The organism is Variovorax sp. RKNM96 (assembly GCF_017161115.1).
In the GTDB taxonomy this organism is placed as follows: Bacteria; Pseudomonadota; Gammaproteobacteria; order Burkholderiales; family Burkholderiaceae_C; genus Variovorax.
Window position 1 is genome coordinate 6,150,347 of record NZ_CP046508.1, and the last position, 12,186, is coordinate 6,162,532.

Consider the following 12,186-nt stretch of genomic DNA (forward strand, 5'->3'; position numbering starts at 1 on the left):
TGTGCGGGGACAGGGGGCATTGCATCATTTCTCACGCAAATGAAAACCAGCCCCAGCCCTTTCCCGTATGACCCTCCATCAAGAAATTCTGCTCAGCGACGCCCGGTTGAAATCCCCCGCTGCGGCACGTCAGCTGAAGTACAACGAGCTGCCCAAGCTCCAGGCGGAGAGAAAGAAATTCAATGAATTTCTGGCCGTGGATCTCGCCCACACCGTGATGCTCGTAGCGCAAGAAATCATCACACGTGATGCGGGCCGTGCCATTCTTCAGCAGCTGCTGGCGATTCGGGAAATCGGCGGCGACGACTTCCCTGTCGATGTGCGCAAGGGAAGTTTTCTTCTTCAGATGGAGTCGTACCTCTTCGCGGCAATCGGAGAGGAGATCGGTGGCCAGATGCACACGGGCCGCAGCCGCATCGACCAGGGAGCAACCGTTCGCCGGCTCTACCAGCGCAATCGAATGCTGGACGTGATGAACCAACTGAACACGCTGCAGGCGGTCATTGTCGAACAGGCGCAGAAATACTCGCGCACCATCATGCCGGGGTATACCCACATGCAGCAGGCACAGCCTTGGGTTTTCGGCCACTACCTGCTCAGCTTCAGTTCCCGGTTCCACGACAGCTTCGAACGTCTGACCCAAGCCTATGCCAGGCTCAATCGCAATCCCCTGGGCACCGTGGGTCTTGCAGGCACCTCCTGGCCGTTGGATCGCGAACTGACCACGCGTCTTCTGGGATTCGACGGACTTGTGGAGAACTCGAAGCTGGGTCGTGAGGCCTTCTATGCGGTCGACGCGCTCAGCGCGTTGTCTTTCGTCATGGCCGACCTGAACGACTTGGCGACAGACCTGCATGTCTGGTCGACCAGCGAATTCGGATTGGTCGAATGCGACGACAGCTACTGCGGCACAAGCAGCATCTTTCCGCAGAAGAAAAACCCCACCGCGCTCGAATATGTCCGACGCGCGGCCGGCGCTTCCGTCACATGGGTTTCAACCGCTTTGGCCACCTTCCGCGGCGAGGGAACGGGCGACCAGGCGATGCGAGAAGCGCCGATCCTGGATGAAGCACTCGCGACAACCGAGGGGATGCTGGACCTGTTCACGGGCGTGATGGAAACGCTCATCGTGCATGAGGACCGCATGACGGCGGCCTTGAAGCAAAGCTGGTGCACCTCGAGCAACCTGGTCGACGTTATCGTCCGGGACCGAGGCTTGTCGTTCAGACAGGTCCACCACATCGTTGCACGCGTCGTACGCAACAGCCTGACCGAATCGATCGCCCCCTATGAGCTCACCGGCGCAATGGTGGACAGAGCTGCCATGGAGACAGTCGGCAGGGCCATCGGACTCTCGGACCGCTCCGTCCAAGCGGCATTGAGTCCTCGCGAGTTCGTGGAGACGCGGGTCACGACAGGAAGCGTGGGCCCGCTGGAGGTGCAAAGCCTGCTGGCGCATGCGCAGGAGGAACGTGCCTGCGATGTTCGCTGGACAAGTGAAACGCGCATCAGATTGACCGACGCGAACAAGGCGCTCGATTGCGCGGTCCATCGGATCGTTTAGATGACGAAAGAATCTTCCATGTTCAAGTTCGCTGCCTTTTTTTCTGCTGCGCTTTGCGTCTCGACTGGTGCATCCGCGCAGACCTATCCCACCAAGCCGATCACCCTTGTTGTCCCATTCGCCGCGGGGGGTACTGTCAATCTGATGGGTCGTCTCATCGCGCAGCGCATGGGCGAAGTCTTGGGACAGCCAGTCATCGTTGACAACAGGGCGGGTGCGGGCGGGACGATTGGCGCCGGCTACGTGGCCAAAGCGCCTGCCGACGGCTACACACTCTTGCTCGGCTCCATGGGCCAGGCGGTGCAACCGCTGCTCTACAAGAAGCTCCCGTTCGATGGCACCAAGGCGTTCATCAATGTTGCGACATTCGCCGCCGTGCCCAACGTTCTGGCGGTTTCCAGGGAAGCGCCCGCCAAAAGCGTTGCTGAACTGGTGAGCTATGCGAAGGCAAATCCGGGAAAGCTCAACATGGGTTCTGCCGGGATCGGTTCGATCAACCATCTGCTCGGCGCTATTTTCATGGATCGCGCCCATGTGGCCTTCACCCATATTCCGTACAAGGGGGCATCGTCTGCAACGACCGATCTACAAGCTGGCCAGATACAAGTGGTGTTTGCGAATCTCCCGAACGTTCTTCCCTATGCCAAGGCAGGATCGGTGCGCATTCTGGGCATTGCGGCGGACAAGCGAAGTTCGGTACTCCCAAATGTTCCCACGTTCGCAGAGACTGGCGTCAACGATGTCGTGGTGAGGTCCTGGTACAGCGTCATGGTGCCAACTGGAACGCCCCAAGACGTTGTAAAGAAGTTGCAGGACACGGTGGTGGCCATTGCGAAGGAAAAGAGCTTTGCGGCTCACCTAGCCGATCAAGGGGCGTATCCGTTTCCAGGCTCCAGCGCCGAGGCCACCGAACTCGTGGAGAATGAAGTCAAACGCTGGACGGACGTCATTCGTAGCGCCAACATTCAAATGGACTAAGAATCGTAGTTTCATAGGGTCGTCCGACGCGCTTCGTCACTCGACGATGGGATCGGGAAGCGTACAGCGACCTCCTGGCTAATATTGCCAGGCGCAATCACAAGCATGGCGCTCGCGGTGGCTGGACCCCTGTAGGAGTCGGCCCGCCAGTCTCGACGAAGCCAGCCCGGGCGGATGATGCGTCATTCGAATCAGCAGTCCACGGGGGTCTTTTGTGAGTGCGCGGACGCTCTAAGTTGGGCTGCGTCGCCTCCTGCTTCTTTACGCTGACTAACGGCGCTCCGATTTTCGCAGTTGATTTCAGGCAAGTGGATTCGAAGCATCCGGCGTCGACCACCCCGTGTTTGAAAAAAGCGGCTTGAGTTCCATGGGGCCCCCGCCAATTTCATCGGAAAGCGCTGCAGCTCGGGAAGCGTTAAATCGCGCTCTCTTCGAACTCATTTAGAACCAGCCTGCGTCAGGTGTAGCCTGAAGATCGACGCGATTCACTGTATTGAGTCTTATGGATTCATGGCTTCGGTTTGTAGTTCTTTTGATTGGAAAAATCTTCCCATTTGAAGCTTCATGTATTCCATCCGCATTTTTGTATCAGCAATAGCGGGGCATGTATCAATGTTTTCCTTTGATCGAACCTAGACTGCCGCCGACCTAAGCACCCCATAAATGCGGTTTCAGTGCGGACCATACGAGTTTGAATGCGTCCGTCATTGGGCAACCGACCGATAACCAAAAAGTGGATGCACAGGCGAGGGTCACCAGTGCGAGTGAATACGCCCACGGGGCAGGAGGGAAGTGCAATGACTGCAGAAGGATTTCTTCGTCTCACCGCGACGATGAGAAGTCGCACTGTGCGGCGAACCCGGGCGTTGCCGGCGGTGCTGCTGCTCGCTTGCTGCGCCTTGTCGGGAACCGCTCGCGCTGACGTACCAACAGTCGAGAAACAGTGGATGGCTATAACCACTGATCAGTCGACCTATTTCGTGGCGACGCCGCAAGAAGCGTGCGAGTCGACCGTCGCCTATGTGAACGCGCTCTACGCGGATGTAGGCGATCCGCAGCGCATCGTCTTCGATGCGGTCTCCGACATCCGTCAGACTTCCGCGCTCTGTTTGTGGCATGGCGTGCCAAGCGTTCCGCCCGGCGCTCCACCGTTGGTCGTCTCTCGCATTCCGCTTCCGCTCGAGAACGAGATGTGCATGAACGACGCGGGCGGGCAGACCCCCTATCCGATCGTGCCATCGACGGGCGAGAAGTTTCGCGCCGAGACCGACATTCGCGACAGCGGGCCCGGGGCACTGACCTTCACGCGTACCTATCGCAGCTCCCGCACGCCCGGGTATTCCAGCTTCCCCGTCGGCATGGGGTACTCGTGGATGCACAACCACAGCGCGACCTTGAAGGCGTCGCCCGAAGGCAACCCGACCACTACCACGGTCATCAGTGCCGAAGGCTACTTCCGGACTTTCACGCTGCCCTCCGGTACCACCCTCTGGGGGCCAATCAACAGCGCCGATACCCTGGCGCGCGCCGGCAACGGGAACTGGACCTATCGCCGCGCGGATGACGACAGCACCTTCAGCTTTTCGCCGAGCGGCCGGTTGCAAAGCGTCATTGCGCGAAACGGGTGGACGACCACCTACGCTTACAACGGGCTGAATCAGCTCACGACGATCACCAATGCCTTCGGCCGCGCGCTGATCCTGGGCTACAACCCGCAAGGGCAACTGACAAGCGTCTCGGCGATCGGCGGTCGAACCGTCGGCTACACCTACGACAGCTTGAGTCGATTGACGTCAGTCACGTATCCCAACGGTGGGACGCGGCAATTCCGATACGACCAACCAGCGCTCGACTACGCACTGACCGGCATCCTCGACGAGAACGGCGCGGTGTGGGGCACGTTTGCATATGACGCTGAAGGCCGGGCGACCAGCTCGGAGCTTTCCGGCGGTGTGGCCCGATACCAAGTGAGCTATCCGCTCCTGAACCAGGCGGCGATCACCGACCCCCTTGGCACCAGCCGAACGTACAACTACAGCGGCAACCGCGGAAAACTCGCCGTCGTTGGCGGATCGCTGCCCTCGGAGCTCGGACAGCCCGATGCAGTGACGCGCGTTCAGGACGCCAACGGTCTCGTGACGTCGGAAACGGACTTCGGTGGATTCAGCAACACGAAGACCTGGGACATCGCGAGGCGCCTGCCTCTTTCGGTGACGCGAGGGGCGGGCACGCCGGAGGCGAAAACCGTCAGCATCCAGTGGCACCCCACGTTGACATTGCCCGCACTCGTGACGGAGCAGGGTCGCACCACGGCGTACAGCTACGACGCGGTCGGCAATCCGCTCACCATGACGATCACGGACACCGTGAGCAACAAGGCCCATTCGTGGCAATGGACCTATAACGCTCAAGGCCTGGTTCAGACGCACACCGAGCCCAATGGTGGCGTCACCAGCTACATCTACGATCCGAGCGGGAATCTGACGAAGGCCACCAACGCGCGCGGCCATGAAGTGACCTATGGCTACGACAACGCGGATCGCGTGTCGAGCATGACGGCCGCCAACGGCCTTGTCACGACCTACACCTATGACGCCCGTGACCGCCTGTTGACGCAGACAGTCGGCGGGCAGCAGACGACCACCCTGACATACAAGGCCATGGGCGCCTTGGATACCGTCACGCTGCCGAATGGTTTGGCGGTCAGCTACGCCTACGACGGTGCGCATCGCCTGGTCGGGTGGAGCAACAACCGCGGCGAGTCGGGGACCTACACCCTGGATGCGATGGGCAATCGCACGGCCGAGCAGATCAAGAACGGCGCCGGGGCGGTGGCATGGAGCGTCGCACGCACCATCAACAATCTCAACCGACTGAGCGCGAGGACTGAAGGGCCGAACCAGAGTGCTGCGTTCGGGTACGACGCGAACGGCGAACTCGTCACCGAGACGAACGGACTGAATCAGGCCACTCAGTACGGGCTCGATGGCCTGCGCCGCGTCAAGGCCGTGACCGATGCGGCCAACGCCACAGCCTCGCTGAAGTACAACGCCCTCGACGCCGTCACCGAAGCCAAGGACTTCAAGGGCATCGCCACAACCTACACCCGCGACGCCCAAGGCAATGCCACAACCGAAGCCAGCACCGACGTCGGAATCGCCGGCACCCAGTACGACAACCTCGGCCTCCCCAGCCAGATCACCGACGCCCTCGGCCAAGCCACCAAGATCACGCGCGATGCCTTAGGCCGCCCCACCAGCCTCGTCTTCGCCGACGGCAAGACCACAACCCTGCGCTACGACCTTACGTTCAACAGCAAGGGGTATCTATCCGAGGTCATCGACCGCAGTGGCACCACCGAGTACACGCGCGATGCCTTCGGCCGCGTGACGCTGAAGAAGCAGACACTGGCCAATGGCAGCGTCCAGCAGGTCAGCTACGCGTACAACCCCAACGGCACGCTCGCGAGCATCGCCTACCCCAACGGCGGCGGCCTGCTCACCCACACCTACGACACCACCGGTCGGCTCACAGGCCTGAGCCGGAACGGCACGCCGCTTGTCACAGGCATCGCCTGGAACCCGCTGGGCCAGCCTATTGCCTGGACCTGGGCCTTTGCTTCTCCTGCTGTGGCCGCCAGCCGCGTCTACGACACCGCCGGCCGCCTGACCACCACCGAGTTCAGCAGCTATGTCTACGATGCCGCAAGCCGCATCACGAGCCTGACGCAGAATCTCTACCGGCCCGCCGACGCCGACCCCACGCACAGCACCATCGGCAGCGCCAACGTCACCTGGACCGTCGGGTACAACAGCGTGGGCCGCATCACCGGCTTCAACGCCACCGGCAACACCGCGGGATTCGGCTACGACGCCAACGGCAACCGCTTGAGCAGCACGCGCGTGCTCGGCGGCCTGAGCACCAGCCGCACCTACACGGTGGGCGCCACCAGCAATCGCCTCTCAGGCTTCACGCAGAGCATCAACGGCGCGAGCAACACCAGCGTCACCTATGGCTACAACGCCAACGGCGACCTGCTCGGCGATGGCCTGCGCAGTTACACCTACGACGCCGAAGGGCGTCTCGCGGCCTCCACCACCGGCGCCACCGACACCAGCCCGACCACGCGCTACGCGCACAACGCACTGGGCCAGCGCGTCTTCAAGACCGAGCCGCTGTACCCGCCCAGCCAGGGCGACGAGAACGACCCGGGCTTCATGCAGAGCCTGATCGCGTTCTTCACCAAGCTGTGGACCCCCTCGACCACGCAGGCCGAGCAGTTGGGCTATGCGTATGTCTACGACGAGCAGGGCACGCTTATCGCGGAGGTGGGGAGTGGCGGCACGCAGAGCGCGGGCCAGGCGCAGTACATCTACCTGCCCACGGCCAATGGGCCGATGCCGATTGCGGCAGTGATCGACGGCGCCACGTATGCGGTGCACAGCGATCACCTGAACACGCCGCGCAAGCTCACGAACGCAAGCGGGCAAGCGGTCTGGCAGTGGAGCTACAGCGCGTTCGGGGAAGACAAGCCGACGGTTGCGAAGAACCGGTTTGCGAATCTGGAGGTGACGCCGAATCCGGGCACGACCAACATCGCCGAGGTGAAGTTCAACTTGAGGTATCCGGGGCAGTATGCGGATGAGGAATCGGGGTTGTTCTACAACGGTTTCAGGACCTACGTCCCGACCATTGGACGCTACACGCAGGGTGATCCCATTGGACTTGAGGGTGGGTGGAATCGCTTTGGGTACGTGGACGCAAGCGCACTAAATTACTTTGACCCTGATGCACTGCAGGCACAGGCTCCGCGGGCGACGGCGCCACCAAGCCTGTCCTATTCAGGCGGAGTGGCGGCCGCGCAAGTCAACGGCCTACTGGGGCAGATTCGCCGTTTCGACCCGTCATTCACGTATCAGACGATCAGACCCACAAGGGGACCCGGCAGCGGATACACACAAGCAGATGTCAATATCCTCGGCTCTCTGTTGCGAGGGTATCAACGCAATCAAACCTGCGCGAGAGATGGTGTGCAACCAGGGCGTCTCATTGGTGATCAGCGCGGAAATGTGATGATTGAGCCCGTCGGTGGCCGAACTGTGCCAGCGGGACCTGGCGGGGCCGATACCCACACGCTTTATCCAAACGGGTCAAACTATATGCGATTGAATCCTAATGGTCATGGGCCCAACGGAACTCCACATGGCCATGGGCATGCAATGGGGACGGGGCCGAATATGCGTGGGCAAGGCTCTTCTCTGGACACGAGTGGAAATGTGGTGCCGTGGAACAGTTCGGACGCACATTGGCCGATCAACTAAAAGGGCTATCAATGACCCCGGAAGAATTTTTACGCACTGTCTATCTAGGCGACCGCGCGTGCAAGTCGATCGTCTTGGACGGTTGGAAAAGCGAACTGAAGATTCAGATCGACTGCATCTCGCGCGCACGCTCGACACATTGGGACTACTACACAGCCGAAGACTTACCAGATGGGTACGTGGTTTTTGAAGGAGTCGAGAGCGTAGTTTTCGAGCCCGCAGGACACATGCCGAATGATTGGATCGAGCTTGCCTCCGTCGCATCTATAAATCAATCAGGGCTTCATCGGTTCGTCTTTAGCGCAGGCGCTGCTGACAAACTCGGCAACACTGTGGAAGTTGCAATCACCATCATTGCGAGCGCCGTTGCATTGGACGATCATGACGGGGTTCGAATACGGGAGTGATTCGATTCTTCTATCAATTTGATAGAGATGGAATGCGAGGTCTACGCCAAAGGCAACCAGACCGAAAAAGGCTATCAAGATCTTCCTGCACTTCTTGGATGAGGCGCTAGAGAAGGACCCGGGACTTCTTCGGAACCTGAAGCTGCAGGACCGTGAAGACCTCGTGTCAATCGATGTGGGGCGCGAGAACCCTCCTCAGGGCCAAAGGCCGGAACGCAAGCCAACGAGCTTTTCAGATGGTGGCACCCATGCTATCTTTGTGTCCGGCTGCCGTCGCCTGCCGCACGCGCCCTACGGGGTAAGCGACTGGCGAACCCACCTTGACGGCATGCTTGATGAGCTTACTCAGCGTCCTTCCATCCAACTGGCGAGTTGCCGAACTCGTTCTTGATCGTCCTCAAGGCGCCGCATCCGAGTAGGAACTCAACCACTTCGGGCGTTGAAGCGTAGTGCAGCGCTGCGTACCCCATGTCGCCCTGCCGATCTGGAACCAGCCCTGCCTTCACAAGCATTTGTACGGCGCGAAGGTTTCCACGGTGGGCAGCAATGTGGAGCCAAGTGTCACCGTCAGGTGCGATGTAAGTCAGCGGGTCGATCGGGTCGCATACGTCGTCGGCGTCGTAGTTCAAGACGTCCTTGAACTCACGGCGCAGTTCTTCGGGTTCCAATTCGCTTAAGAGTTGTCCCATGAGGCCGCCATGTGCAGTGAGGCGTTCATAGTAAGGCGTAGGGGATGCAAGTAGTCGGGTCGCACGCCTCAGTGCGCGCAGGCTGCCAGCGGTGCGGCAACAACTCCTTGATCCGGCTGGCAGGCTGAGTGGGCAGCCGCCCGAGCACGTCGCAGGGTAGGTATAGGGATCCTGTCCGTTGAGCTTCGCTGACTGGATCAAGCTCATGACAGCTGCGGCACGCTGGCCTGCCCGTAGCGATCCCGCGAACAGCCAATTCGACCGTCCGATAGCGATCGGGCGGATCTGGTTCTCCACCCAGTTGTTGTCCGCCGGCAGATCGCCGTCGTCGATGTAGCGTGTGAGCGCCTGCCAGCGCTTGAGGCTGTAGTCGATTGCCCTGGCCGTGGCCGAACCATCCGGCACCCTCTGCCGTTGCCCGGGGAGCCATTGCTGCAGGGCATCAGCCATCTGAACGACTTAGGGTCGCGGATGTTGAGGATCATCTGGTGATAGCACCTGGGCAACGCGTTGCGCGTAATGTGGTGGGCACTGCTATGCTCCGCGCAAGGAGGGGCGAGACCATGGCGAATACAAAGAAAATGCATTGGGCTGAGATCACTGCGATGACCGGCGCATTGCTGATGGTGGCCGTCGTTACAGTGCATGTTTGCGATGGCTGGCCCGGCATCTACACCTTCCTCGACGGCAAGGCGTCGGCGTGGGCGCAAGTGGTAGGTGGTTTGCTTGCGGTTGGCGCCGTCATCTGGGTCAGCCAGGATCAGGCGCGGCAGAACCGCCGATTGCAGATGGAACTCAAGGTGCACGACGAGGCCAAGGCGCTCGCTGGAATCAGCGCGATCATCGACACGGCCATCTGTGAGTTCTCCTCTGCGCTTCAAGCCCTCAGCGGTCCTGATGCCCAGGAATGGCCCAAGACCAACTTCACAGGCTATGACTCGTTCTATGGTGTCTTGGCTGCTCAGGTAAGGGAGTGCCCGCTGCTTGCAATGCCGAACTATGAAGCTGTCACAACACTTATCGTAGTCAGGGACTTGATTGCTGCGGCCCAGTTCAACTTGGACAAGCTGGCTATCGAGACTAAAACCATGCTTCGGATGGACCAAGTGAAGCTTCGGCAGGAATACCTTTCTCACAATCTGCTGACGTTGCAGGCGGAGAGCGAGCGCTTCGACACAAGCCTTGGCAAGCTAGGCTATACGATCAAGCGACCGACTCGAATCTAGAGCACCGCTTTCTTGTTTTTGCAGGGTCATTTGTTCATGACTGACTTGCCCGGGGCAAACGTTCGGGCATTCGCTCTTCCCAATCATGAAACGCTCTGCGCAGGGTACTAAGGATGGGGCCGGTTCGACATCGGAAGCATCGGCCAATCCGATTACGTTCAGCGACGCGCGAGGCCCCTCGGTGATCCCCAGTTCGCTTGGGGCGCACATTTTCGCGAGCGGTGACCATTGCCTCCGCCTATAGTCGCATCGCCGGAAATGCGGCGAGGAGAATGAAGATGGCGAAGAAGGAGCGACCCCAGATCATCTATCGGGTGACGATAAGCGAGGCCACTGGCCACGAGCCCATATGGCTCATTGGTTTGGTTCTCGGGTCCCTGTTGATAGTCGCGTATCACCTGGCGTTGAAGTTTCGCAATGCAGTGGCGGCCGGCAATGTTGACATGTCGATATGGGGTCAGTTTGGCGACTTCATCGGTGGCCTGATGAACCCAGCCATCGGCTTTCTTACGATCGCTGGGCTTCTAGTGACGATTCATATTCAGCTACGAACTCTTCACGCGACACGACTTGAAGCGGCACAGGCCGCGAGATCGGCAGCGGACCAAGCGCTCATGAACTTCTTGACGACTAAGTTGGCCGCGATTGGCACGATGATTTCAACAATCGATGCCCAACTGCCGTCGCCAGCAATGGTGGCAAAGATGAAGTACGAGAACGTCGTTGGAGAAGAATGGGCGGCACTCGTTGAGCGCCGCGATGAACTCCAACGTGAACTCGAAGGCATCTACGCGAAAATTCGCATCGTCGAGTCGTCAGACCCACGATTCCCAGTCGCCCCACCACTTTCCGAGACGATCAATGACCTGTATCGCGCGCAGCGTGCAGCTCAAGACGAGGTTGAAAAATAGGCGTCGGCTGCCGCTCTGCCGCATGCGCTTCTCCCGAGGAGCCGGCCGCGTCTGTGCTATCGCGGATTCTTGTTCTTCTGCGCGTGTAAACGCGCCTATACCGCTATGCCAACTCTTTCTGTCTATTGCATCTTCGACATTGACCATCAGGCCTCACTGTCATACATGGTCCCACGTGGCATTGCAGACGTAAACATCGAGGTAGCCTCTGCTCACGGCAATACACATGTCACAGTCCTTCAATCCGAATCCCTCGTGAGAGGAGAAGTCACCGGATGCCCGATCAGCGACGAGCTGCACGAGTGGGTGCTAACGCGGGACACTGGGGTACCTCCACCATTCGAAGTCCCTGCATACAACGAGATTGAAGGCCTTCGAACGTCGTTGCAGGGCAGCTGCAAAATGGTCGTTGACACCATAAAATTCCTACTTCTGCGGCCTTCAGTATCCGACTCGACGCTCGGAATGCTCCGCAGCTTTGGGTGGCAGCATGGTGAAAAGACGGGCTACTTCCCGATGCCGGCAGCGCTGTCCAGCATCCATGTAACGTCAAGCCCGCTAGATCACATCACCGCGGCCGATATCCAAGAGGGCCTTCGCAAGGGTTACCGACCTCTAATGGGCATGCGGCACCTCGCGCGAGCTATGCAGAACCAAATTCCGAGGTACCGAGTCATCGATGCAGCTCTGGCCATGGAGCTGTGCATCAAAGAGGCCTTGATTGTGAAGTGTCCTCTGATCGGACCACTCCTGCAGGCCATGCCGTCGCCTCCACTCGATAAGCTCTATGGTGACATGATGGAGCAATACATGGGTTGCAAATCATCTCTCTCGCGTTCGATGATTCGGTCAGTCGCCGAGGCCCGAAACTCACTGATTCATCGCCACGATGGTGATGAAATGTCAGCCGAGGACGCCTCTAAGTATGTGCAAATTGCGAACCAAGCCATCGGGGATTTGTACGCAAAACTCTACCCCGATTGGGTGACCGCGGTGACTCGATCACAGATGCAATTTTCCGACTGACCTCCCGACTGAAGACTGATTTTGGCTGGCGCGCCTTCTTCGCTGTGCCGCGGCGGGCTCGGGG

Annotated in this window: 8 protein-coding genes and 1 pseudogene; 7 read left to right on the forward strand and 2 right to left on the reverse strand. The window is 59.6% G+C overall.

Features of this window, described 5'->3' with window-relative positions; genetic code table 11:
* The first annotated feature begins 67 nt into the window (after positions 1 to 67).
* From argH to GNX71_RS28610, 4 genes are all read left to right on the forward strand, one after another.
* Complete coding sequence (gene argH, locus GNX71_RS28595) at positions 68 to 1,564, forward strand: argininosuccinate lyase (RefSeq protein WP_206175543.1); 1,497 nt, start codon at positions 68 to 70, stop codon at positions 1,562 to 1,564.
* An 18-nt stretch (positions 1,565 to 1,582) separates the two neighbouring features.
* The gene (locus tag GNX71_RS28600; protein ID WP_206175544.1) at positions 1,583 to 2,542 is read left to right on the forward strand and encodes a tripartite tricarboxylate transporter substrate binding protein; all 960 of its coding nucleotides are present in this window, start codon (positions 1,583 to 1,585) and stop codon (positions 2,540 to 2,542) included.
* 797 nt (positions 2,543 to 3,339) lie between these two features.
* Positions 3,340 to 7,863: an RHS repeat-associated core domain-containing protein gene (locus GNX71_RS28605; protein ID WP_206175545.1), complete on the forward strand. Its 4,524-nt coding sequence runs from the start codon at positions 3,340 to 3,342 to the stop codon at positions 7,861 to 7,863.
* 11 nt (positions 7,864 to 7,874) lie between these two features.
* Positions 7,875 to 8,270, forward strand: coding sequence for a DUF6258 family protein (locus tag GNX71_RS28610; protein WP_206175546.1), 396 nt, complete (start codon positions 7,875 to 7,877; stop codon positions 8,268 to 8,270).
* A 341-nt stretch (positions 8,271 to 8,611) separates the two neighbouring features.
* Here the strand turns inward: GNX71_RS28610 and GNX71_RS28615 are convergent, their stop codons facing one another.
* On the reverse strand, positions 8,612 to 8,959 hold the full coding sequence (locus tag GNX71_RS28615) for an ankyrin repeat domain-containing protein (protein ID WP_206175547.1): 348 nt from the start codon (positions 8,957 to 8,959) through the stop codon (positions 8,612 to 8,614).
* 25 nt (positions 8,960 to 8,984) lie between these two features.
* Positions 8,985 to 9,412, reverse strand: a pseudogene (locus GNX71_RS28620) (transposase); the annotation flags it as partial.
* Positions 9,413 to 9,522: 110 nt separating this feature from the next.
* On the opposite strand from GNX71_RS28620, the gene GNX71_RS28625 reads away from it, so the two are divergent.
* From GNX71_RS28625 to GNX71_RS28635, 3 genes are all read left to right on the forward strand, one after another.
* Entirely contained in the window at positions 9,523 to 10,185 is a 663-nt protein-coding gene (locus GNX71_RS28625) for a hypothetical protein (RefSeq protein WP_206175548.1), read from the forward strand.
* Positions 10,186 to 10,406: 221 nt separating this feature from the next.
* Entirely contained in the window at positions 10,407 to 11,096 is a 690-nt protein-coding gene (locus GNX71_RS28630; protein ID WP_206175549.1) for a hypothetical protein, read from the forward strand.
* Positions 11,097 to 11,498: 402 nt separating this feature from the next.
* Complete coding sequence (locus GNX71_RS28635; protein ID WP_206175550.1) at positions 11,499 to 12,122, forward strand: hypothetical protein; 624 nt, start codon at positions 11,499 to 11,501, stop codon at positions 12,120 to 12,122.
* The last annotated feature ends 64 nt before the right edge of the window (positions 12,123 to 12,186 follow it).

Bases quoted from the DNA above. Each gene is read 5' to 3' on its own strand.
- argH (WP_206175543.1), top strand. From the start codon at position 68: ATGACCCTCCATCAAGAAATTCTGCTCAGCGACGCCCGGTTGAAATCC.
- GNX71_RS28615 (WP_206175547.1), bottom strand. From the start codon at position 8,959: ATGGGACAACTCTTAAGCGAATTGGAACCCGAAGAACTGCGCCGTGAG.
- GNX71_RS28600 (WP_206175544.1), top strand. From the start codon at position 1,583: ATGTTCAAGTTCGCTGCCTTTTTTTCTGCTGCGCTTTGCGTCTCGACT.
- GNX71_RS28605 (WP_206175545.1), top strand. From the start codon at position 3,340: ATGACTGCAGAAGGATTTCTTCGTCTCACCGCGACGATGAGAAGTCGC.
- GNX71_RS28635 (WP_206175550.1), top strand. From the start codon at position 11,499: ATGGTCGTTGACACCATAAAATTCCTACTTCTGCGGCCTTCAGTATCC.
- GNX71_RS28625 (WP_206175548.1), top strand. From the start codon at position 9,523: ATGGCGAATACAAAGAAAATGCATTGGGCTGAGATCACTGCGATGACC.
- GNX71_RS28610 (WP_206175546.1), top strand. From the start codon at position 7,875: ATGACCCCGGAAGAATTTTTACGCACTGTCTATCTAGGCGACCGCGCG.